Source organism: Streptomyces sp. NBC_00224 (assembly GCF_041435195.1).
Taxonomy (GTDB): domain Bacteria; phylum Actinomycetota; class Actinomycetes; order Streptomycetales; family Streptomycetaceae; genus Streptomyces.
The window spans coordinates 2,132,625-2,153,673 of record NZ_CP108106.1; the positions used below are offsets into that span (position 1 = coordinate 2,132,625).

Genomic DNA, 21,049 nt, shown 5'->3' on the forward strand with positions numbered 1-21,049 from the left:
AAGGGGCGGCACGACGGCGACACATGACCCACAACGGGAATCTTTACCGCCGACCGGACGTTGACCGGATGACGACGACAGCGACACCTGTCCTGTGGGCGACAAGCCCGGGAGGCACGATTCATGAGTGAGCGAGCTCTTCGCGGCACGCGCCTCGTGGTGACCAGCTACGAGACCGACCGCGGCATCGATCTGGCCCCGCGCCAGGCGGTGGAGTACGCATGCGAGAACGGACATCGATTTGAGATGCCGTTCTCGGTGGAGGCGGACATCCCGCCGGAGTGGGAGTGCAAGGCGTGTGGCGCCATGGCACTCCTCGTGGACGGCGAAGGTCCTGAAGAGAAGAAGGGCAAGCCCGCGCGTACGCACTGGGACATGCTCATGGAGCGGCGCACCCGCGAAGAGCTGGAGGAGGTTCTGGCCGAAAGGCTGGAGGTCCTGCGTTCCGGCGCCATGAACATTGCCGTGCATCCGCGCGACAGTCGCAAGTCCGCGTAGGCGCGCAAGCGCTCTTGGCGGAAACCGAAGAGTCGAGGGCCGGTCACACCGTTACGGTGTGACCGGCCCTCTTCTTTTGCGTCACGTCGCAGTACGCGTCATGACGCGGTACGTACGAACCTCAGTGGGTCAGTGGCGGGCGGGGCCCCTGCTCGTCCCGCTGCGGGCGCTGGTCGTCCCGGATGACCTCGCCCTGCACCACCTTGCCGTCCGGGTGCTGCATACGGGCCTGCTGGAAGGCGTCGCCCAGGCTGCCGGGCGCCGCCGTGCGCATCCGCTTCTCCAGCGAGCGCTCGGCGTACCGGGAGACCGCCTTGCGCACCGGCGGCACCAGGCAGAGCAGCCCGAGCGCGTCCGAGAGCAGGCCCGGGACGATCAGGAGCAGGCCGCCCAGCATGGTCAGGGCGTTGCCCTCGCTGCCGGGCTGGGGGCCCGCGCCGGGAGCCGTCCCGGACTGCTGCTGCTGGATGGTCTCGGTCAGGTTGCGAAAGGCCCGGCGCCCGGCCCGCTTGATGACGAACGAGCCGAGCACGACACCGCCGACCAGCAGGGCGAACACGGCCAGTCCGCCGGCGGCGTCCGCCACGGTGATCAGCAGCCAGATCTCCACGAGGAGCCAGGCGGCGATCCCCAGCGGGACCAGGGTGCGCGCACGGGAGCGCTTGGGCAGGGTCGGGGGCACGGTGCCGGTCGTCATGCTCCCAGTGTGCCTGGGAGCATGACAGGACGGCGTAAAGGATCCGTCAGCGGACGGCGAACCGGAGCGGAACCGGCCGCTCAGGACGGCTTGCGGCCCAGGAGCTTGTTGGCGCGCGAGCCGACGCCCCAGGCGGTGACCCGCCACAGCGCCTCGACGATGATGTCGTTGCTCATCTTGGAGTCGCCGCGCTCGCGCTCGACGAAGGTGATCGGCACCTCGACCACGTGGTAGCCGGCGGCGACGGCACGGCGGGCCAGGTCGACCTGGAAGCAGTAGCCCTGCGAGGCCACCTCGTCCAGGCCGAGGCCTTCGAGGGTCTCGCGGCGGAAGGCCCGGAACCCGCCGGTGACATCGCGGATGTCCACGCCGAGCAGCAGCCGGGAGTAGGTGGAGCCGCCGCGGGAGATGAACTCGCGGCTCTTGGGCCAGTTCACCACCCGGCCGCCCGGCACCCAGCGCGAGCCGAGGACCAGGTCGGCCCCCTTGAGCGCGGTGAGCAGCCGGGGCAGCTCCTCGGGCTGGTGGGAGCCGTCGGCGTCCATCTCGACCAGGACGTCGTAGCCCTCGTCGGCGCCCCAGCGGAAGCCCGCGAGGTAGGCGGCGCCCAGGCCCTCCTTGCCCTTGCGGTGCAGGACGTGGACGTGGTCGTCCTCGGCGGCCAGCTCGTCGGCGATCTTGCCGGTGCCGTCGGGGCTGTTGTCGTCGGCGATCAGGACGTGGGCCTCGGGGACCGACTCCCTGACGCGGGAGACGATCGGCTTGATGTTCTCCGCCTCGTTGTAGGTCGGAATGATCACCAAGGCTCTGCCGAGCGGGCCGTACCGCCTCTGACCGCCGTCGTTCACTGCTGCCCCTTATTGTCCGTACGCAGGGCACCACCATAGCGAGCGGTCCGGGCACTCCCGCACCGCGAGGTCCCGGGGTGTCGGAATGGGGGCCCGGCGCCCTTCGGGCCGGCCTGGGACCCGCTGGCTGCGGGCTGCCTGGAGCCGTTGTCTACTGAACGTCCGGACCCCATCCGGGTCGCACCCTCCCCCGAGCTCCCGCGGAGCAGGGGGGACCCCCCGGACGGCAGAAACCTTCTGTCGGCCGGACGTCCTGTGGTGGACCCGGCCGAACCTACCCGCCCCCGGCCGCTCTCTGTCAACAGCCGTTTGACCTGCGGCGTCGAGGGAAACCAGCAGGTCAGCAAGGAAGATCCGCAGGTGACGGCAGCGCCCGGAGGGCAGCCTGACGGGTGTACGAAATGTCCCTACGTCACTCGTTCGGCCGGACGAAGACCGTTTGTCCGAACACCACCGTGCGCAGGCAGACCGGCAGCGCCGCCCCGGGGCTGAGGTCCGGCAGTCCGGGCGTCCCCGAGCGCGGGTCGGTCGACCAGCGGGCCACCCGGTCGTCCGGCGCCTGCACCACGAGCTCGCCGGTGCGCCACACCGCGTAGTCGGCGGGCGCGCCCGGCACCAGGGTGCCCGCGTCGTCCCGGCCGATGGCGCGCCAGCCGCCCCGGGTGTGGGCGGTGAAGGCGGCGCGGGCCGAGACCCGGTGCTCGGGGGTCCGGTGGAAGGCGGCGGCGCGGACGGTGCCCCACGGATCCAGCGGGGTGACCGGCGAGTCCGAGCCGAAGGCGAGCGGCACCCCGGCGCGCAGCAGGGCCGCGTACGGGTTGAGGGTGCGCGCCCGCTCGACACCGAGCCGCTCGGCGTACATGCCCTCCTCGCCGCCCCACAGCGCGTCGAACGCGGGCTGTACGGAGGCGGTGAGGCCGAGCTCGGCGAAGGCGGCGATGGTCTCGGGCGTGAGCATCTCGGCGTGCTCCACGCGGTGCCGGGCGGCGCGGACGCGGGCCAGGCCCACCTTCGCGGCGGCGGCCCGCACCCCCTCGACGACCGCGGTGACGGCGGCGTCCCCGATGGCGTGGAACCCGGCCTGGAGCCCGGCCTCGGTGCAGGCGACCACATGGGCGGCGACGTCCGCCGCGTCCAGGTGGCCGGTGCCGGTGTGCGGGGCGTCGGCGTACGGCTCGTGCAGACAGGCGGTGTGCGAGCCGAGCGCGCCGTCGACGAAGAGGTCCCCGGCCGCGCCGAGCGCGCCGAGTTCGCGGATGCGATCGGCGTCCTTGGGGCCGGTGACCCGCTCGGCCCAGTAGCCGAAGACGCGCGGGCCCGCCTCGTCGCGGGCCAGCTTCAGGAGCGAGGTGAAGTCGTCCTCGTCGGAGATCTCGGGGCCGCCGCACTCGTGGAGGGTGCCGATGCCGAGCGAGGCCGCCCGGTGCAGCGCGGCCCGCTGGGCCTCCTCGCGCTGGCGCGGGGTGATCGCCGCGTGGGCGGCGGCCCGTACCGCGTGGTGGGCGGCGGCGGTCAGCGGGGCGTCCGGGTGGTAGCCGTCGAGCCCGGTGACGCCGGGGATCCGGTCGAGCAGCGCGGTGGTCGCGACGGCCGAGTGGACGTCGATGCGCGGCAGGTAGAGCGGGCGGCCGCCGGTGGCCTCGTCGAGCTCGGCGCGGGTGGGCGGGGTCCGCTCGGGCCAGCGCGCGGAGTCCCACCCGTGGCCGAGCAGCACGTCGTCGTCGGGGCGGGACGCGGCGTACGCCCGTACCGCCGCCAGGGCCTCGGCGCGGGTGCGGGCGGACGACAGGTCGAGGCCGGTGAGCGCCAGGCCGGTGGCCGTGGTGTGCACATGCGCATCGGTGAACGCCGGGGTGACCAGGGCCCCTTCGAGGTCGATCACCTCGTCGACGCCGGCCGCGAAGGCGTCGGCCGCGCCCTCGGAGCCGACCCAGGCGACGTGCCCGCGTTCGACGACCATCGCCGTGGCGAACGGGTCGGCGGGGCTGTGGACCTCCCCGCCGCGCAGGAGCACGGTGCGGTGGTCGGGCTCGCCGGTGGACAGCGGGGCAACGGTTCGGGCCGGAAGGGCGGCGGCGCTCTCGGAACTCATGGGAACAGCCTAGATACGCGGCGGCCGTGCCTCGTACGGGGTCGAGAGAACGACGGTCGTCCGGGTGGAGACGCCGGCCAGCGAACGGATGCGGGTCAGCAGGTGCTCCAGCTCAAGGGGCGTGGCCACCCGCACCTTGAGGATGTAGTTCTCGTCGCCCGCGACGCTGTGGCACGCCTCTATCTCCGGCACGTCGGCCAGCCGTTCGGCGATGTCGTCGGGCGCGCTCGGGTCGAACGGCTTGACCGAGATGAACGCGGTCAGCGGCAGCCCCACCGCCTCGGGGTCCACGACGGCGACATAGCCGCGGATGACTCCGCGCTGCTCCAGACGGCGTACCCGCTGGTGTACGGCCGAGGTGGACAGGCCTGTGGCCTTGCCCAGGTCGGTGTAGCTCATCCGCCCGTCCTTGACGAGCAGATCCACGATCTGACGGTCCAGCTCCTCCATGCGGATCAACCTATTCCCACAGGTCCCCTCAGGCACAGTCGGCGGCAACCGGAAGGGGCACCTGCGGGGGGCATGTGACGAATGCCACAGGCTTGTGACGTGCTGCGGCGGGGCGCCGCGGTTACGGCGGGGGCCTGGCGGGAATTGCTTGCTTTGGTCGCGGCGACGGCGCCTTGCCGGCCCACCCGAGGGGGAGAACCCAAATGCAGAACATGAAGCGTGGCGGACGTGTGTCGAATGAACGCACCGATGAACGCACCGATCCGGAGCCCGTTGATCGCACCGTCGAGGACGAGCTCACCGACGACGAGGCGACGGACGCCTACGACACCTTCGAGATGTACCGGGTGATCTGCCCGGACTGCGCCCAGCCGATCGCGCTCCTCGCGGACGAGACGGTGCTGCCGGAGCACGCGCTGTGCCCGAGCCCCTGGAACCCGTTCGTCCTCACGGTGTGCGCCGGGACCGGCCGCGCCGCCTCGCAGAGCAGGCCCGCGGACACCTCCAAGGACGTCCAGGAGCAGGACACCGCGCTGCTCCTGACGCTCCCCCAGGGCCTGGACTGGCGGACGCAGCCCTTCTCGCACGTCCACGGTCCGGGCTCGCGTCCGATGCGGGTGCCGGGCATGCGACGTGCCGCCTAGAGCCTGTCCGGGTCAGTCCCAGTACGTTCCCCGCACCATCGCCTCCAGGCTGCCCCGGTGCAGGATCAGCGCGTCCGGGTCCTCGGGGGCCCGGACCTCGCCGAAGTGCAGCTGCCGGTAGGCGATCCTGAGCATCACCACGGCGTGCCGCAGGGCGGCGTAGAGCGTGTGGAACTCCATGGCGCGCGGGGTGTGCCCGGTCAACTCGGCGTAGCGCGCCTCGATGTGGTCCCGCCTCAGGAAGTCGGGCAGGCCCGGTTGGCCGAAACTCACCGTCAGATCCTGGAAGAAGCGGTGCAGATAGACGGTCCAGCCGAGGTCGAGTTCGCGCGGGCCCAGGGCCGCCATCTCCCAATCGAGGACGGCGGCGGGCTCGAATCCGTCGTAGACGATGTTGCCGATCCGCGCGTCGCCCCAGCAGAGCACCGCCGGACCTTCGTCGGTGGGCCAGTGCACGTCGAGCCAGTCGAAGGCGGACTCGATGAGCGGGGAGCGGGTCAGACCGTCCACCACCCAGTCGTAGTAGGCCCGTTGGGCCGCCACATGGCGCCGCAGGGGTGAGCCCTCGCCCTCCGGGAGCAGGAAGGCGGCCTCCTCGGCCGGGAACCGGTCGTGCAGCCGGGCGAGCACCGCGACCGTGGCGTCCTGAAGGCGCGCCCGCTCGGCGTCGCTCGCGGAGTGCAGCCAGTTCCCCTCGTACGTATAGGGCATGACGTCGGGCGGTACGCGCCCCTCGGCGCGCTCCATCACGAAGAACGGGGCGCCGAGCGCGGTGGGGTCCTCTTCCAGCCACAGCACCCGGGGCACCGGGACGTCGGTGTGCTCGGCGACCAGGCGCATCACCCGGTGCTGGCGGGCCATGTCGTAGACCGGGAAGACGGTGTACGCGGCGGGGTCGGCGGCGAGCCGCAGGGCGCAGGCGCGCACCTGCGCGTCCGGGTGGTCGAGGCCGAAGAGCAGGGTCTCGCTCGACATGCCGTTGGAGGCCGGGACCTCGACGTCGGTGACACGGGCGCCGGGCAGCCGTGCGTCGAGCCAGCCGGTGAGCCGGCGGGTGAGCTCCTGGAGGTCGCGCGTGGTGGTGCGGGGGCGTGGTGCCGTGGCCATGGGCGGTTCCCTTCTCGCGGAGGGGTCAGGGCGCGACGGAGGTGTACGTGGCGAAGCCGCTGGGGTCGTGGCGGCCGAAGCTGCCGTGCTCGAAGATGCCGTATCCGGTCCGCCCGTCGAGGGTGAAGCGGGCGGCGTGGTCGGTGACTCCGTAGGCGGCCATCGGGTGGGCGGCCGGGTCGGAGAGGTCGTAGCGGCGGCGGTCGATCCAGCCCCGGCCCTGCCAGGTGCCGTGCTGCCAGTCGTCGGCGGGCGGATACCCGGCGCCGACGGCCAGCGGCGAGGAGGCGAGCACCTCGACGCCGACTTCGAGGGACTTGCGGGCGGTGTCGGTGAGGTGGACGACCGCGCGTTCGGGGTGGCGGGTGCCGGACCGGTAGGTGATGTCGGCCCGGGGCCAGCCCAGTTGGGCGTCGGGGTGGCCCTCGCGGACGAGCACGGCCTCGTTGAGCGTGCGGTAGCCGTCGGCGTCCTCCTGGGCGATGACCATCAGGAAGCGGTCGTCGAAGCGGACCGGCATCCAGAGCCAGTGGAACCCCTCGGGCCGGTGCTCCTCGGCGCGCCCGTCGCTCTCGCCGGGGATCGGCCGCACCCCCCAGCTGCGGTCGCGGGTGCCGGTCCACTCCCCCGCCGTGACCGGTATCTCCTCGCCCGCGACCCGGATCGTGCCGGTGCAGTGGCCCGCCTGGACGAAGCGGCGGCCTTCGAGGGTGAGGCGGTCGCCCCGGCGCTGGACGTGGTGCGGCTCCCAGACGGCCGGGAAGGCGGCCTGCCAGGTGATCTCGTACGAGAGCGAGCCGGGGTCGGCGGGGTCCGGGGCGCAGTGCAGGGTGAGGCGGCGCAGCGGCTCGTCGACGGTGATACGCAGCGGGCCGACCGAGAGGTTCATCCGGTCGTCGGTGAGCGCGTCGCCGGCGCGGACGGCGTGCAGTTGGTCGCCGAGGCGCAGGGTGGCGTAGGCGTCGATGACCCCGGTGTTGGGGTAGACGCCGAGTCCGGCGATCAGCAGCGCGCGGCCGTGGTGGTCGAAGACGTGGAAGATGCAGCGGTCGTAGGCGTTGCGGTCGCCGGTGGCGACGTGTTTCAGGGAGAGCGGGACCTGGTGGATCGGGTATTCGTCGAGTGCGATCGGACGGTCCTGGGACACGGCTGACCTCCTTGGACGACAGGGAAGTTGACGGTACGTCAGATGCCGTGAAAATCCAGCCCCCGCGGGCCGGGGCGTACGGATTCACACACCCCGGCCCGTACGAGAGGTCAGCGGGTCTCCGGCCCGGCCAGGTGGCGGGCGACGACCATCCGCTGGATCTGGTTGGTGCCCTCGACGATCTGGAGGACCTTGGCCTCGCGCATCAGGCGCTCGACCGGGAAGTCGGCGGTGTAGCCGTAGCCGCCGAGCACCTGGACCGCGTCGATGGTGACCTTCATCGCCGCGTCCGTGCAGAACAGCTTCGCCATCGCGGCCTCCTTGGAGAAGGGCCGTCCGGCATCCCGCAGCCGCGCGGCCGACAGGTACAGCGCCCGGCCCGCCTCGATCTGGGTGGCCATGTCCGCCAGCATGAACCGCAGGCCCTGGAAGTCCGCGATGGGCCGGCCGAACTGCTGCCGTCCGGTCGCATACGCCACCGCCTCGTCCAGGGCGGCCTGGGCGACGCCGATGGCGCAGGCGGCGATCCCGAGCCGGCCGGAGTCCAGGGCGGAGAGCGCGATGGCGAAGCCCTGGCCCTCCTCGCCGAGGCGCCGGCTGTCGGGCACCCGGACCCCGTCGAAGTGCAGCTGGGCGGTGGGCGAGCCCTTCATGCCCATCTTCTTCTCGGGGGCGGCCGCGCTCAGCCCCTCGGCGTCGCCGGGGACCAGGAAGGCCGTGATGCCCCGGGCACCTTCGCCGCCGGTGCGGGCGAGGACCGTGTAGAAGTCGGCGATCCCGCCGTGGGTGATCCAGGCCTTGGTCCCGGTGATCACCCAGTCGTCGCCATCGCGGACTGCCTTGGTGCGCAGTGAGGCCGCGTCGGAGCCCGCGGCGGGCTCGGAGAGGCAGTACGCGCCGAGCAGACCGCCGCCGAGCATGGCGGGCAGATGGTCGGCCTGCTGCTGCTTGGTGCCGTAGCCCGCCAGGGCGTGGCAGGCCAGCGAGTGGACGCTGACGCCGAGGCCGACCGTGAGGCGGGCGGCGGCGAGCTCTTCGAGGACCTGGAGATACACCTCGTACGGCTGGTCACCGCCGCCGAACTCGGAGTCGTACGGAAGGCCGAGCAGCCCGGATTCGGACAGCAGCGAGAAGACCTCGCGCGGAAAGTGTCCGGCGTCCTCCTGCTCGGCGGCATGAGGAGCGATCTCCCGCTGGACGATGTCGCGTACCAGCGCAACGAGGTCCCGGGCCTCCTCGGTGGGCAGCTGTCGGTCCACCGGCTGCGGGGCGCGGTCGGGCATGGCGGCGCTCTCCTCCCTGTCGGGCGCTTCGGCGGACGCGCGCGCAGGGTGTGGCGGCGCCGCCGGTGACTCTGCTGGACAGCCGATGCCTACCCTCCCGGATCACGGAAGCTGCAGGCTGGTGGCTGTGGCGCTGTGAGTATGCCCGATCGGACGCGTCCAGTCACTGGTTCCAAGATCACGGATTGCCCATACGGCAGTTACGGAATGAGCTGCTCCGAAGTTGGTCCGAACCATTGACGGAACTGGTCTAGTCCTCCTACCGTTCCGTTGAACGATTCACCGCGTTCATGTCAAGCACCTGTGAACGGCTCCCCTCCCCCACGAGGAGATCACGATGCTCGGACCACCCCGCACCCCCATCCGCGCCCTGGTCGCCGCCGCGTGTACCGCCGCACTCGGCGTCACCCTGCTCGCCGGGACCGGCAGCGCCACCGCCTCGCCCGAACCCGCCGCCGCCCGGGCCCCGTTGGCGGCCGGTTCCAAGGTCGTCGGGTACTTCACCGACTGGGGCGTCTACCAGCGCAACTACCACGTCAAGAACATCGAGACCTCGGGCTCGGCGGCCAGACTGACCCACATCAACTACGCGTTCGGCAACGTCACCGGCGGCAAGTGCGCCATCGGGGACGCCTACGCCGACTACCAGAAGACCTATGACGCCTCCTCCAGCGTCGACGGCACCGCCGACAAGTGGGACCAGCCGGTCGCGGGCAGCTTCAACCAGCTGCGCGAGCTCAAGAAGAAGCACCCCGGGCTCAAGGTGCTGTGGTCGTTCGGCGGCTGGACCTGGTCGGGCGGGTTCGCCGAGGCCGCCAAGAACCCCGCCGCCTTCGCCAACTCCTGCTACAGCCTGGTCGAGGACCCGCGCTGGGCCGACGTCTTCGACGGCATCGACATCGACTGGGAGTACCCCAACGCCTGCGGCCTTTCCTGCGACACCAGCGGGCGGGCGGCCTTCAAGAACGTGATGGCCGCACTGCGGGCCAAGTTCGGCTCCGCCAACCTGGTCACCGCCGCGATCACCGCAGACGCCTCGGCGGGCGGCAAGATCGAGAAGGCCGACTACGCGGGCGCGGCCCAGTACGTCGACTGGTACAACCCGATGACGTACGACTTCTTCGGCGCCTGGGCGGCGCAGGGCCCCACGGCCCCGCACTCCCCGCTGACCTCCTACAGCGGCATCCCCACCCAGGGCTTCCACACCGACGCGGCCATGCAGAAGCTGAAGGGCCTCGGCATCCCGGCGGGCAAGCTGCTGCTCGGCATCGGCTTCTACGGGCGCGGCTGGACCGGCGTGACCCAGAAGGCGCCGGGCGGCACCGCCACCGGTCCGGCGTCCGGCACCTATGAGCAGGGCATCGACGACTACAAGGTGCTCAAGACCAAGTGCCCGGCCAACGGCACGGTCGCGGGCACGGCGTACGCGTACTGCGGGAACAACTGGTGGAGCTATGACACCCCGTCCACCATCGCCGGGAAGATGACCTACAAGAACAACCAGGGTCTCGGCGGCACGTTCTTCTGGGAGCTGAGCGGCGACACCTCAAGCGGTGAGCTGATCAGGTCCATCAACTAGCCCGGGAGCGGGGCGACGAGGGGCGGCCGGCCGTGTGGCCCGGCCGCCCCTGCGTCGTCACCGTCCGGGTTCGGGCGAGGGACAGGCCGGCTCGAACTCGCCGATGGTGTCCATGGTCTGGCGCAGCATCCGCACCAGCAGATCGCGTACGGTCGCCCGGTCCGGCTCCAGCGTCCCCAGCCACTCCAGGGTCACGCTCTCCACACAGCCCATCCAGCCGAGCAGCGCGAGCCGGGCGAGCACCGGAATGTCACGTCTGCCGTAGGCGCCCTCCGCGATGGTGGCGATCAGCTCCTCGCGGACGGCGTCGCGTATCGCCTGGACCTGGGTGTCGAAGCCGACGCCGCCGGTGACGATCGTGCGGTAGGCCGCCTGGTGGTGCTGGGCGTAGAGCAGATACCCCTCCATCGTGCGGTGGACGCGGTCGGCGCGCGGCAGCTCGGTGTCGCTCGCGGCCCGGGCGACCAGATCGGCCACCGAGTCCTCGACGATGGCCAGGTAATAGCCGCGCTTGCTCTTGAAGTAGTAGTAGATGAGGCCTTTGGCGACCCCGGCGTGCTTGGCGATGTCGTCCATCGACAAGGCGTCGTACGACGTGTCGGCGAACAACTTCCGCCCTGTCGCGATGAGTTCGGAGCGACGCACCTGGGACTTCTCGGTCGCGCCTCGCTGTTGACTATTATTCAAATTCGGCCCTAGTCTCCAACTGCCACAGGATCTCCGCAGTATGGCAGACCTGCACACGCACTCCCCCTGCACCGCTTGGACACGGACGTACGGGAGGAACAAGTGAGCGCAGACAGGCGGCCGTTGGCCGAGGGAAGAACCGCCTGGAAGAAGGCGGCGCTCGTCGCGATGCCGGCGGTCCTCGCCGTAGGGGTCATGGCCAATGTGATGGCCGAGGGAGCACTGGCCGCCTCCTTCGCCGTCTCGGGCACCAGCTTCCAGGTCTCCTCCGGGAAGCTGACGAGCCAGGGCCTCGCCTCCTACGTACAGACCGACAGGTCCGTGGACGGCAAGGGCCATCCGGTCGCCCTGCTCGGCATCGGGGACGCCCGGCTCAGCGACATCTGCCAGTCCGCCCAGGTCAAGACGCCGGTCGGCACGGTGGTGTTCAAGCTGACGGCGGGCGGCGACGCGGGCGAGGTCACGGCGACCAATCTCGTCATCGACGGCGAGGACCTGGTCGGGGACGCCCGGTTCGGCACCGCCGAGATCGGCCGGGACGCCTCCACGCTCGACCAAGTGCCGGGAGTCCACGGCGAGAAGGGCAAGTTCGGCCTCCAGGCCGGGGACATCGAGGTCGCCGGGGTGCGGTCGCACGCCTGGTCGGCGACCGGCGGCAACTTCCGGCTGAAGGGCATGCGGGTCGATGTGAGCATCGGCGGCAAGAAGTGCTTCTGAGCGAGGGGTGGCTAGGGTCTGTCCGGCGGATCTGGTCGGCTTCGGCCCGGGGTGCCTTTTTCGGTGCTGGCGAGCGGGGGTCTGGTGCTTCCCCAAGCTCTCAACTTCGTTCGAGCAGGGGAGACCCCAATGCTGCAAGGCGGAGGAGGGCGACATGGCGGAGCCATGGCAACCGACGACAACGCCGCTGGGGGTCCCCCCTGGCCCTTAAGGCCTTGGGGGAGGGCGTGCCAGACCCCCGCGTGCCGACCAGATCCGCCGGACAGACCCTAGGGCGCCGCCTCCCCCTGCCCGACGCCCGGCGGGCCGCCCGGCGCTGGCGCCGTACCCGCCCCTTCTGGGCCGGACTGCTGCTCGTCCTCGGCGGGGCGGAGCTGCTGCTCGTGCCGCTCTCGCCGCTGACGATCCTGGTCAGCCTGGGGCTCGGCGGGATCGCGGCCATCGGGATCGGGCTCGCCCTGATCGTCGCCGGGCTCTTCCTCTGGTTCCTGCCGCACACCCGGCACTATGTCTCGATCAACGCGCTGCTCCTGTCGGTGCTCTCGTTCGTCGCGACCAACCTGGGCGGCTTCCTGGTCGGCATGGGCCTGGGCATCGCGGGCAGCGCCATGGGGTTCGCCTGGACACCGGCGCGCGAACCGGAACCGGGGCTGCGGGAGGGGCGCGGCACGCGCACGCTCGCGGCCGCGCTGCCGGTGGCCGTGCTGCTGGCGCTCGGCGGCCCGGCCACCGTGCGGCGGGCCCCCGCGCCCGGCGCGGTCGAGGTGCCGCGCGTCCCGCCGACCGTCACCACCACCCTCTTCGCGCCGAACGGCTTCCTGCTCGCCGGGGTGCGCACGGTGCCCAGCGCGGGCGGACCGGTGAAGGTGATGGTCCTCAAGATGGCCTCCGCCTCGCTCACCGACTACCGGCTGCGCACCCACGACGGCCACGACGAACTCGCCCTGGGCGCCGACACGTTGGACCTCAGCGGCGAGGTGACGCTCTACCTCACCAGGTTCAGCGGCTGTCTGGAGGGCGTCCTGTGTCTGACCTTCACCCCGGACCGGCTGCCGGTGCCGCCGGTCGTACCGCCCTTCGTCTTCATGACCGACGTGAGCGCCGAGCAGGCGCTGGTCACCTCGGACTCGATCGTGGCGGGCGGACTGAAGCTGGAGGCCTCGTGATCCAGATCCAGGCCGCGCTGTTCTGGGCGTACGCGACGGGCGCGGCCTTCGCCGTCTCGGCGGGGCGCCAACTGCAGTGGTGGGAGCGTTCGGTGTACGGGGAGGGCGTCCGCACCCGCAGCCGCGCCGCCAACCCCTATCTGGCGCTCACCCTGCTCCACGCGGCGGTGCTGCTCGTCCCGAGCGGCCTGTTCATGCTGTGGCGCAACCCGTCCTGGGCGACCATGCAGGTGGCCCGGGACCACGACGGCGTCTGGGCCGGGTTCGTGCTCCTCTACGCGGGCGGCATCGTCGTCGCCTCGCTGCTCGGCTTCCTGGCGGCCCAGCTGCTGGTGCTTGTCGGGGCCGGCTACTGGGCCTACCTCCAGAGCGTCGGCGGCCACTTCCTGCTGTTCGGGACGCTCATCCACGGCTGGGACGGCAACGGCTACCGCAGGACCCTGACCACCAGCGCCCGGGCCTACCGGGAGTGGCCGCGGGACAGCGTGGTCAACAACGTGCTGCACTTCCTGACCTCGGGCACGTTCCTCGCCCTGCTGGTCCTCGGCTCGGCCGTGCTCGGCACCCTGTTCCTCACCGAGATCGGCTGGCTGGTGGAGGGGTGGCAGCTGCCGGGCGCCGACGAGGAGCGCAAGGTGCCCCGGCCGGTCGCGGTGGGCATCGCGGCGGCCGGTGTCTACGGGCTGCCGTTCACCGGCGCGCTGGGCGCGAGTCTGCTCGTACGCCTGGCGGGGTGGCCGCTGGGTCTCGCCGCCTTCGCGGCCCTGGCGGGTGTGACGCTGCTCACCCGGCGCTCGCCGGTGCGATGGCTCTACGGCCTGGTGGGCGTGCCGGGCCGGCACTGGAAGGCCGACCCGGAGGTCAGAGCAGCCCGGTCTGCGTGACCAGCATCGCCAGGACCACCACGAGGGTCCATCCCAGGAAGTGCTCCAGGAGCTTGGGGCCGTCGTCGGGGCCGCCGGTGCGGGCGCGCAGCTCGGCCAGGGCGCGCGGGTCGTCGGCGGTGGTGGCGTGCAGGGTCATGGGAGCTCACTCGGTCGTCTGGCGGTGGACGGTCCCCCCGGGTGCCATTTCAGAGTGCCAGTGGATGCGGCCCCCGAGGGAGAGACGTTGGTCACTGGCGCTGGGGAGGCGCTGTTCTCACACCCGTACGCCCACCGAGGCCAGGGCCCTGCGCCGGCGCTCGTCGGGGTGCGCGGGCCAGTACAGATAGCAGACCCCGCCCGTGCCCGAGACGACCTTGCCGCTCGCGTTGTACCGCTTGGTGCGCAGCCAGATGTTCTCCCACTCGCGCCGCAGATAGACGCGGCGCACCTCCGGGTCGCTCGGCGAGGCGGGGTCGTTGGCGATCACGTCGCCGTCGGCCGTGAAGCCGATCACCGTCATGAGGTGGCCCGAGGTGCCGTACCCGGCGCCGGTCAGCTCGGTCTTGAGGAAGGACTGGGACGTTATGGCCGGGATGCCCGCCCGGATCAGCGTCTCCAGGTCGTTCAGCGAGCGCAGCCTGGTCACCACCGCGCTCATGTCCCGGTACGTACTGGCGTACGCGGCGTTGAAGGGCCAGTTGCCGCAGCCGTTGTACTGGTAGTCGAAGGTGTACCGGGCTGCGTGGCAGACCTGCGGGTCGGCGAAGGAGGGGTCCACCCAGGCCAGGTCGGCGGCGCTCGGCCGCCGGTCCCAGTACTCGACGATCATCTGCGAGGAGGTCGGGCTGCACCAGGCCTCGCCACCGTTGTCGTACTGCGGGTACTGCCCCTTGTGGATCTCCTGCGAGTAGCGCGGTACGAGGAGCTCGCCCGCGTACGCGGGGGCCGAGGCGGGCACCGTGAAGCGGTCCGGGATGTCGGAGGCCATCGCGCCGAGCCGCCAGACGGTCGGGGTGAGGCGGGTGCCCGGGGTGCGGTAGAGGGTCAGGCGCAGCCGGTAGGAGGCCAGGCGCAGCCCGCTCGCCGCGTTGTCGATGGCGAAGGTGTCGGTGTAGACGGTGCTCTTGCCGTCCTTCTGGTCGTCGACCGAGGTGCGCCGGATGTCGGCGTCGCCGTCGCCCGCCGTCCAGCGGCCCATCACATACGCCGGGGTCGCCGTGGAGTCGGAGTAGGCGCCGAGCAGCTCGACCTGGAGCCAGGTCCCGGCGGGGGCGTGCGCGTTCCAGTGGGCGATGACCTCGGTGGCCGGGACGGGCGAGCGGTGCACCGGCGAGGTCCAGGTGGCGTACTCCCAGGTGGCCGTCTTCTTGGTGTGCGGGTCGGTGTAGTCGGTGCGGCCCGCCGGGCGGGCGATGACCAGGCCCGGGCGGCGGCCCGGCACGGCCCGCACACCGGCGGCGTCGCCCGAGCACCAGTCGGCGTGCGTGGTCCAGGCGCGGTTGTCCACCAGCGAGGGGATGCCTTTCGAGGGCCTGCCGACGGCGGACCGCTCGGTCGACGGGGCGGAGGCGGCCGCGGCGGAGGCCGGGACGGCCGTGCCCGCCGCGGCGGCGAGCGCGGCGGCCAGGACGGTTCTGCGCGGAGTGGAGCTGGTCATGATCGGGACCCCCCGGTCGGACGAGGATGGGGTGGTGGGCACGACAGTGGGCCAACTATCCCGGGTCCCGGGCGACTTCTGCCAGTGACGCGCGCCGTGCCGCGCCACCAATATGGGTCTGGACCACTGGCATGACCTGCGCGGCCGTCGCCGGAGGGATGTCGATCTAGGGTGGGGGCATGGCAGAAATCGACCGAATCGCGGCCGCCGTGCGCGCACTGCCGCCCTCGTGCGGCCCGGTCCGGCTGGTCGCGGTGGACGGGCACGCGGGCTCCGGCAAGTCCACCTTCGCGGGACGCCTCGCCGCGGCGCTCGGCGGGGCGCCGGTCGTCCGCCTCGACGACCTGGCCACGCACGAGGAGTTCTTCGCCTGGACGGCCCGGCTGCGTACACAGGTGATCGAGCCGCTGGCGCGCGGGGAAGCCGGGGGCGTGACGCCGTACGACTGGAACCTGCGCCGGTTCGGTCCGGCCGGCGCCCTGGAGCCCGCGCCCGTGGTGCTGATCGAGGGCGTCGGGGCGGGCCGGCGCGAGGTGCGGCCGTGGCTGGCGTTGCTGCTGTGGATGGAAATGGACGCCGAGGGGTCCTGGGCACGCGGGCGCCGACGGGACGGAGCGGCGCTTTCCGGCTTCTGGGACGAGTGGACGGCGGCGGAGATGCGCCATTTCGCCGCGGATCCGTCCCGTCCGTATGCGGATGCGCTGGTACGGCAGTGTCAGGAGGGATACGAGTGGCTCCCGAGGCGCGATTCCGCACCCCTCGCACACCGTTCCGCTACAGACAGTGAGGAGCTCCCCCCACCGCGCTGAACCGTCGGAAAACCGCCCCTCAGAGTCACCCAACTCCGCTTGACCCGGGGGCCGTACAGGTCTTACGTTCTGAATGTGCGGCTTTCCGGAGCCGCCGCAGACGCGAAGCCCCCGGTTGTTCCCCCGTGATCGGGGGCTTCGTTCTGCCCTTTCCGGCCCTTTCATCGCGCCACATCAGCGGCTTTCGCTCACCCTCGGTCACCGCCAAAGTCGTGCTGCCGCAGCCCTCGCGCCACCCTTCGGTCCGGGGCCCCCTCGCAGGTACGATGCAACTGGTGCGGTCAATTCCCGTCAATTCCGTTCGGTGCTCTGTGAATTGGCGGTTCAGCACGGGGGCACGGTGGTGGGGGACGTGATGGACTTCGGCACGCAGGGCGCGCACGCCCCGGCCGATCTCGCCTGGCTGCGGGGCATCGACGCGTACACCATGGGCGCGTATCCGCAGGCCGAGGAGGAGTTCCGGGCCGCGGTACGGATGGATCCGGGCATGGTGGACGGCTGGCTGGGACTGCATGCGCTGCGGGTGGACACCACCACCGCGCTGCTGCGCATGTACCGCCACCGCGAGCGCTTCGGCGAACAGCGCGCCCGGCACCGGCGCACCCTCAACTCCTGGTACTGGCTGGGCTGGTGGGTCCAGCCGGTCCTGGAGAGCCCGCGCGATCTGCTGCTCGCGCACGCCTCCCACTGGCTCGACGGCCGCCATGTGCCGGAGCTGGACCGCGCGCTGGCCGGTCTGCCACCGGTGGACACGGACCCCCAGGTCCGCTTCCTGCACGCCTGCCGGGCGTATCTGGTCAAGGACTGGGACCAACTGGTGCGGCACACCGAGCCGTTGCTGGGCGATCCGCTGCTCGGGATCGAGGCCGGGCTCTTCGGCGGGATGGCGCGGGTCCGCCTGGAGATGTTCGGGCAGGCCGAGCCGCTCCTCTCGGCGGCCCTGATGCGCTGCCGCAGCGAACAGCCCCAGCGCAAGGAGCTGCGCTACTGGCTGGCCCGCGCCCACGAGGGCACCGGCCGCTCCGCCGCCGCGCTGCCCCTGTACCGGGCGGTGCACCGGGTCGACCCGGCCTTCATGGACACCTCGGCGCGGCTGGCCGCGATCACCGAGTCGGACGGCCTGGACGGGTCGTACGGCTCCGACGACCCGGCCGATCTGGCATCCGTCTCGCTGGCCGGGTTCGGCCAGGACGGCACGGTGGAGGGCGCCGAGCCCGAGGCGGCGCCCCTCGAACCGCCGGAGGGGCGAGAGGTGCGGGCGCCGGTCGTCGGCCCGGCGGTGGCGGTGCCGCCGCCCGACGGCGTACGGGAGAAGGCGGACATCCCGGCCCAGCCCGCCCCGCCGCCGGTGCCGACCGGCCCCACGGACTCGGCGCTGCTCGCCCAGGCGCTGGCGGAGCTGGAGCGGATGGTGGGCCTGGAGCCGGTGAAACGCCAGGTCAAGGCGTTGTCGGCGCAACTGAACATGGCCCGCCTACGAGTCGGCCAGGGCCTCCCCGTCCAGCCGCCGAAACGTCACTTTGTCTTCTCCGGCCCCAGCGGCACCGGCAAGACCACGGTCGCACGGATCCTGGGCCGGGTCTTCTACGCGCTCGGCCTGCTGGGCGGTGACCATCTCGTGGAGGCCCAACGGGCCGACCTGGTCGGCGAGTTCCTCGGCCAGACGGCGGTCAAGGCGAACGAGCTGATCGACTCGGCGCTCGGCGGGGTGCTGTTCGTGGACGAGGCGTACAGCCTCTCCAACTCCGGCTACAGCAAGGGCGACGCGTACGGCGACGAGGCGCTCCAGGTGCTCCTGAAGCGCGCCGAGGACAACCGCGACCACCTGGTGGTCATCCTCGCGGGCTACCCCGAGGGGATGGACCGCCTGCTGGCCACCAACCCTGGCCTGTCCTCGCGCTTCACCACCCGGGTGGACTTCCCCTCGTACCGCCCCCTGGAGCTGACGGCGATCGGCGAGGTCCTGGCGGCGGAGAACGGGGACGGATGGGACGAGGAGGCGCTGGACGAGCTGCGCTCGATCAGCGGGCACGTGGTGGACCAGGGCTGGATCGACGAACTCGGCAACGGCCGCTTCCTGCGCACGCTCTACGAGAAGAGCTGCGCGTACCGCGACCTGCGCCTGTCGACGTACCCCGGCACACCGGGCCGCGAGGACCTGGCGACGCTGCGACTGCCGGATCTGATGCAGGCGTACGGGGAGGTCCTGTCGGGGCGGGGCGGAGCGGTGGACCCGCTGTAGCCCTTCCCCACCCCGCCCGTTCCCTTAACCCTCCGGGGGTGGGTGGGGGTGGAGGAGGGTTTCCCGGGGGCTCAACCCGCCAGTGCCTGCTCCGCGCGCGGCTGTGTCGGGAACGGGCGGTGGGACGGGTCGCGGACCTCGCCGACCAGCATCTCCAGGACGTCCTCCAGGGCCACAAGCCCCAGCACCCGCCCCGACGCGTCCGCCACCTGCGCGAGGTGCGCCGCCGCCCGCCGCATCACGGTGAGCGCGTCGTCGAGCGGCAGCTCCGCCCGCAGGGTGACCAGCGGCCGCCACACCTGCTGCGGCACCGCCCGCTCCCGGTCCTCCAGGTCCAGCACGTCCTTGACGTGGAGGAAGCCCATGAAGGCACCCCCTTCCGCGCACACCGGGAAGCGGGAGTAGCCGGTACGGACCGTCAGTTCCTCCAGCTCCCGGGGCGTCACCGAGCAGCCCACCGTCACCAGGGACGACCGGTCGAGCAGCACGTCCGTCACCGGGCGGCTGCCCAGCTCCAGCGCGTCCTCCAGGCGCTCCATCTCCTGCGGGTCCAGCAGGCCCGCCTGCCCGGAGTCCTCCACCAGGCGGTTGAGCTGCTCGCTGGTGAAGACCGCCTCCACCTCGTCCTTGGGCTCCACCCGGAACGCCCGCAGCACCAGCCGCGCGCACGCGCCCAGCGCCACCGTGACCGGACGGCACACCCGGGCGAAGGCCACGAGGCCCGGGCTGAACCAGAGCGCGGTCCTCTCGGGCGCCGCCATCGCCAGGTTCTTCGGGACCATCTCGCCGATGACGAGGTGGAGGAAGACGACGAGGGCGAGCGCGATCGCGAAGCCGAGGGGGTGGATCAGGCCCGCCGGGACCCGGGCCGCCTCGAAGACGGGTTCCAGGAGGTGGGCCACCGTGGGCTCGGCCACCGCGCCCAGCGTCAACGAGCAGACGGTGATGCCGAATTGCGCGGCCGCCATCATCTGCGGCAGGTTCTCCAGGCCGTGCAGCACCTGCCGGGCCCGCGCCGACTGGGACGCGAGCGGTTCGATCTGGCTGCGGCGCACGGACACCAGGGCGAACTCGGCCCCGACGAAGAAGCCGTTCGCCAGCACCAGGAGCAGGGCGAAGAAGAGTTGCAGCACGCTCATCGCACGGCCTCGCTCAGGACGTCGGCGGTCCGTACGAAGCGCACCCGCTCCGCCCGGTACCGCTCGACCCGGCGGACCTGGATCCGCCAGCCGGGCAGCTCGGCGCGGTCACCGGGGACCGGGATGCGGCCGAGCAGATCGGCGACGAGCCCGGCGACCGTCTCGTAGGGGCCGTCCGGCGCGTCCAGTCCTATCCGGCGCAGGCTCAGCACCCGGCAGCTGCCGTCGGCGTCCCACGCGGGGTGGCCGTCGTCGCTCGCCACTGCGGCGAGTTCGGGCCCGGTGTCGCCCTCGGCGTCGTGCTCGTCGCGCACCTCGCCGACCAGTTCCTCGACGATGTCCTCCAGGGTGACGACCCCGGCCGTACCGCCGTACTCGTCGACGACCACGGCTATCGGCTGCTCGCTGCGCAGCCGCTCCAGGAGCTGCTGCACGGGCAGGGTCTCGGGCACCAGGAGCGGCGGCACCGCGATCCGCGCGGCGGGCGTGCGATGGCGCTCCTGCGGCGGCACCGCCAGCGCGTCCTTGAGGTGGACCATGCCGACGACCTCGTCGATCCGCTCCCGGTAGACGGGGAAGCGGGAGAGCCCGGTGGCCCGGGTGAGGTTGAGGACGTCGGCGGCGGTCGCGGAGGTCTGCAGGGCGCTCACCTTCACGCGCGGCGTCATCACGTTCTCCGCGGTGAGCCGCCCGAGCGCGAGGGTGCGTACGAAGAGGTCGGCGGTGTCCTGCTCGATGGCTCCGGCCCGCGCCGAGTGGCGGGCCAGCGAGACCAGTTCGCCGGGCGTGCGGGCGGAGGCCAGCTCGTCGGCGGGCTCCACGCCGAGCGCCCGGACCAGCCGGTTGGCGACGGTGTTCAGGAGCGAGATGACCGGCCGGAAGAGCCGGGAGAAGCGGCTCTGCGGCCCGGCGACGAACCGCGCGACCTGGAGGGGCCGCGACACCGCCCAGTTCTTGGGGACGAGTTCGCCGATCACCATCTGGACGGCGGAGGCGAGCAGCATGCCGACGACGACGCTCACCCCGGGCACCACCCCGTCCGGCAGGCCGGTCGCGGTGAGCGGCCCGTCGAGCAGTCCGGCGAGCGCGGGTTCCGCGAGCATGCCGACGACGAGCGAGGTGATGGTGATGCCGAGCTGGGTGCCGGAGAGCTGGAAGGACAGCTCGCGCAGGGCCTTGACGACGGTGCCGGCGCGGCGGTCGCCGTCGGCGGCGGCCTTTTCGGCGTCCGGGCGGTCCACGGTGATCAGGCCGAACTCGGCGGCCACGAAGAATCCGTTGGCGAGGATGAGAAGGAATGCCGCGGCGAGCAGCAGAAGCGGGGTGGTCATGCCGCCGCCTCCTGCGAGGGGGCGGCGCAGGTACTACCGGACGATCCGTCCATTGCTGGAGGGAGTCACTCCTCGGGTCGCTGGTGCCCC

General features: G+C 72.0%; 20 protein-coding genes. 8 read left to right on the forward strand and 12 right to left on the reverse strand.

What is annotated here, in order from left to right; genetic code table 11:
* The first annotated feature begins 123 nt into the window (after positions 1–123).
* Positions 124–498 (forward strand): RNA polymerase-binding protein RbpA, encoded by a 375-nt coding sequence (locus OG965_RS09470; RefSeq protein WP_067155573.1) that lies wholly within the window; start codon positions 124–126, stop codon positions 496–498.
* A gap of 121 nt (positions 499–619) precedes the next feature.
* On the opposite strand, the gene fxsA is transcribed toward OG965_RS09470, so the two are convergent.
* From fxsA to OG965_RS09490, 4 genes are all read right to left on the reverse strand, one after another.
* Positions 620–1,195 (reverse strand): FxsA family membrane protein, encoded by a 576-nt coding sequence (gene fxsA / locus OG965_RS09475; RefSeq protein ID WP_371651100.1) that lies wholly within the window; start codon positions 1,193–1,195, stop codon positions 620–622.
* Between the two features lie 80 nt (positions 1,196–1,275).
* Positions 1,276–2,043, reverse strand: a complete 768-nt coding sequence (locus OG965_RS09480; protein ID WP_371651102.1) for a polyprenol monophosphomannose synthase — start codon at positions 2,041–2,043, stop codon at positions 1,276–1,278.
* A 412-nt stretch (positions 2,044–2,455) separates the two neighbouring features.
* A complete protein-coding gene (locus OG965_RS09485) occupies positions 2,456–4,135 on the reverse strand; it encodes an amidohydrolase (protein WP_371651104.1) in 1,680 nt (559 codons plus the stop codon).
* A gap of 9 nt (positions 4,136–4,144) precedes the next feature.
* Entirely contained in the window at positions 4,145–4,585 is a 441-nt protein-coding gene (locus OG965_RS09490) for an Lrp/AsnC family transcriptional regulator (protein ID WP_067155585.1), read from the reverse strand.
* 203 nt (positions 4,586–4,788) lie between these two features.
* Here OG965_RS09490 and OG965_RS09495 point away from each other — a divergent pair, with 203 nt between their 5' ends.
* The gene (locus tag OG965_RS09495; RefSeq protein WP_371651107.1) at positions 4,789–5,229 is read left to right on the forward strand and encodes a hypothetical protein; all 441 of its coding nucleotides are present in this window, start codon (positions 4,789–4,791) and stop codon (positions 5,227–5,229) included.
* Between the two features lie 12 nt (positions 5,230–5,241).
* Here the strand turns inward: OG965_RS09495 and OG965_RS09500 are convergent, their stop codons facing one another.
* The 3 genes from OG965_RS09500 to OG965_RS09510 all read right to left on the reverse strand — a co-directional run bounded on the left by OG965_RS09500 (position 5,242) and on the right by OG965_RS09510 (position 8,766).
* A complete protein-coding gene (locus OG965_RS09500; protein ID WP_371651109.1) occupies positions 5,242–6,336 on the reverse strand; it encodes a phosphotransferase family protein in 1,095 nt (364 codons plus the stop codon).
* Between the two features lie 25 nt (positions 6,337–6,361).
* Positions 6,362–7,483: a hypothetical protein gene (locus tag OG965_RS09505; protein ID WP_371651111.1), complete on the reverse strand. Its 1,122-nt coding sequence runs from the start codon at positions 7,481–7,483 to the stop codon at positions 6,362–6,364.
* A 110-nt stretch (positions 7,484–7,593) separates the two neighbouring features.
* A complete protein-coding gene (locus OG965_RS09510; RefSeq protein ID WP_371651113.1) occupies positions 7,594–8,766 on the reverse strand; it encodes an acyl-CoA dehydrogenase family protein in 1,173 nt (390 codons plus the stop codon).
* Between the two features lie 337 nt (positions 8,767–9,103).
* Between OG965_RS09510 and OG965_RS09515 the strand changes: the two genes are divergently transcribed.
* A complete protein-coding gene (locus OG965_RS09515; RefSeq protein ID WP_371651115.1) occupies positions 9,104–10,345 on the forward strand; it encodes a glycoside hydrolase family 18 protein in 1,242 nt (413 codons plus the stop codon).
* Between the two features lie 57 nt (positions 10,346–10,402).
* Here the strand turns inward: OG965_RS09515 and OG965_RS09520 are convergent, their stop codons facing one another.
* Positions 10,403–11,032, reverse strand: coding sequence for a TetR/AcrR family transcriptional regulator (locus tag OG965_RS09520; protein ID WP_371651117.1), 630 nt, complete (start codon positions 11,030–11,032; stop codon positions 10,403–10,405).
* A 168-nt stretch (positions 11,033–11,200) separates the two neighbouring features.
* Between OG965_RS09520 and OG965_RS09525 the strand changes: the two genes are divergently transcribed.
* The 3 genes from OG965_RS09525 (at position 11,201) to OG965_RS09535 (ending at position 13,799) form a co-directional block, all read left to right on the forward strand.
* Positions 11,201–11,749 carry a DUF6230 family protein gene (locus tag OG965_RS09525; RefSeq protein WP_371656897.1) on the forward strand — a complete coding sequence of 183 codons (549 nt, stop codon included), beginning with the start codon at positions 11,201–11,203 and terminating at the stop codon, positions 11,747–11,749.
* A 227-nt stretch (positions 11,750–11,976) separates the two neighbouring features.
* On the forward strand, positions 11,977–12,915 hold the full coding sequence (locus tag OG965_RS09530) for a DUF6114 domain-containing protein (protein ID WP_371651119.1): 939 nt from the start codon (positions 11,977–11,979) through the stop codon (positions 12,913–12,915).
* A complete protein-coding gene (locus tag OG965_RS09535) occupies positions 12,912–13,799 on the forward strand; it encodes a hypothetical protein (RefSeq protein WP_371651121.1) in 888 nt (295 codons plus the stop codon). Before OG965_RS09530 ends, OG965_RS09535 begins: the two co-directional genes overlap by 4 nt.
* On the opposite strand, the gene OG965_RS09540 is transcribed toward OG965_RS09535, so the two are convergent.
* Both OG965_RS09540 and OG965_RS09545 read right to left on the reverse strand, forming a co-directional pair.
* Positions 13,777–13,938: an SCO1431 family membrane protein gene (locus OG965_RS09540; protein ID WP_371651123.1), complete on the reverse strand. Its 162-nt coding sequence runs from the start codon at positions 13,936–13,938 to the stop codon at positions 13,777–13,779. The genes OG965_RS09535 and OG965_RS09540 overlap by 23 nt on opposite strands.
* Before the next feature lie 117 nt (positions 13,939–14,055).
* Positions 14,056–15,438, reverse strand: coding sequence for a peptidase C39 family protein (locus tag OG965_RS09545; RefSeq protein WP_371651125.1), 1,383 nt, complete (start codon positions 15,436–15,438; stop codon positions 14,056–14,058).
* Positions 15,439–15,617: 179 nt separating this feature from the next.
* Between OG965_RS09545 and OG965_RS09550 the strand changes: the two genes are divergently transcribed.
* Both OG965_RS09550 and OG965_RS09555 read left to right on the forward strand, forming a co-directional pair.
* A complete protein-coding gene (locus OG965_RS09550; protein ID WP_371651127.1) occupies positions 15,618–16,247 on the forward strand; it encodes a uridine kinase in 630 nt (209 codons plus the stop codon).
* A 355-nt stretch (positions 16,248–16,602) separates the two neighbouring features.
* Positions 16,603–18,489: an AAA family ATPase gene (locus OG965_RS09555; protein WP_371651129.1), complete on the forward strand. Its 1,887-nt coding sequence runs from the start codon at positions 16,603–16,605 to the stop codon at positions 18,487–18,489.
* Between the two features lie 71 nt (positions 18,490–18,560).
* Here the strand turns inward: OG965_RS09555 and OG965_RS09560 are convergent, their stop codons facing one another.
* Both OG965_RS09560 and OG965_RS09565 read right to left on the reverse strand, forming a co-directional pair.
* On the reverse strand, positions 18,561–19,628 hold the full coding sequence (locus tag OG965_RS09560; protein ID WP_371651131.1) for a hemolysin family protein: 1,068 nt from the start codon (positions 19,626–19,628) through the stop codon (positions 18,561–18,563).
* A complete protein-coding gene (locus OG965_RS09565) occupies positions 19,625–20,959 on the reverse strand; it encodes a hemolysin family protein (RefSeq protein WP_371651133.1) in 1,335 nt (444 codons plus the stop codon). Before OG965_RS09565 ends, OG965_RS09560 begins: the two co-directional genes overlap by 4 nt.
* Between the last annotated feature and the right edge of the window lie 90 nt (positions 20,960–21,049).

Bases quoted from the DNA above. Each gene is read 5' to 3' on its own strand.
- OG965_RS09470 (WP_067155573.1), top strand. From the start codon at position 124: ATGAGTGAGCGAGCTCTTCGCGGCACGCGCCTCGTGGTGACCAGCTAC.
- fxsA (WP_371651100.1), bottom strand. From the start codon at position 1,195: ATGACGACCGGCACCGTGCCCCCGACCCTGCCCAAGCGCTCCCGTGCG.
- OG965_RS09485 (WP_371651104.1), bottom strand. From the start codon at position 4,135: ATGAGTTCCGAGAGCGCCGCCGCCCTTCCGGCCCGAACCGTTGCCCCG.
- OG965_RS09490 (WP_067155585.1), bottom strand. From the start codon at position 4,585: ATGGAGGAGCTGGACCGTCAGATCGTGGATCTGCTCGTCAAGGACGGG.
- OG965_RS09495 (WP_371651107.1), top strand. From the start codon at position 4,789: ATGCAGAACATGAAGCGTGGCGGACGTGTGTCGAATGAACGCACCGAT.
- OG965_RS09500 (WP_371651109.1), bottom strand. From the start codon at position 6,336: ATGGCCACGGCACCACGCCCCCGCACCACCACGCGCGACCTCCAGGAG.
- OG965_RS09510 (WP_371651113.1), bottom strand. From the start codon at position 8,766: ATGCCCGACCGCGCCCCGCAGCCGGTGGACCGACAGCTGCCCACCGAG.
- OG965_RS09515 (WP_371651115.1), top strand. From the start codon at position 9,104: ATGCTCGGACCACCCCGCACCCCCATCCGCGCCCTGGTCGCCGCCGCG.
- OG965_RS09525 (WP_371656897.1), top strand. From the start codon at position 11,201: ATGCCGGCGGTCCTCGCCGTAGGGGTCATGGCCAATGTGATGGCCGAG.
- OG965_RS09540 (WP_371651123.1), bottom strand. From the start codon at position 13,938: ATGACCCTGCACGCCACCACCGCCGACGACCCGCGCGCCCTGGCCGAG.
- OG965_RS09545 (WP_371651125.1), bottom strand. From the start codon at position 15,438: ATGACCAGCTCCACTCCGCGCAGAACCGTCCTGGCCGCCGCGCTCGCC.
- OG965_RS09550 (WP_371651127.1), top strand. From the start codon at position 15,618: ATGGCAGAAATCGACCGAATCGCGGCCGCCGTGCGCGCACTGCCGCCC.
- OG965_RS09555 (WP_371651129.1), top strand. From the start codon at position 16,603: ATGGACTTCGGCACGCAGGGCGCGCACGCCCCGGCCGATCTCGCCTGG.
- OG965_RS09560 (WP_371651131.1), bottom strand. From the start codon at position 19,628: ATGAGCGTGCTGCAACTCTTCTTCGCCCTGCTCCTGGTGCTGGCGAAC.
- OG965_RS09565 (WP_371651133.1), bottom strand. From the start codon at position 20,959: ATGACCACCCCGCTTCTGCTGCTCGCCGCGGCATTCCTTCTCATCCTC.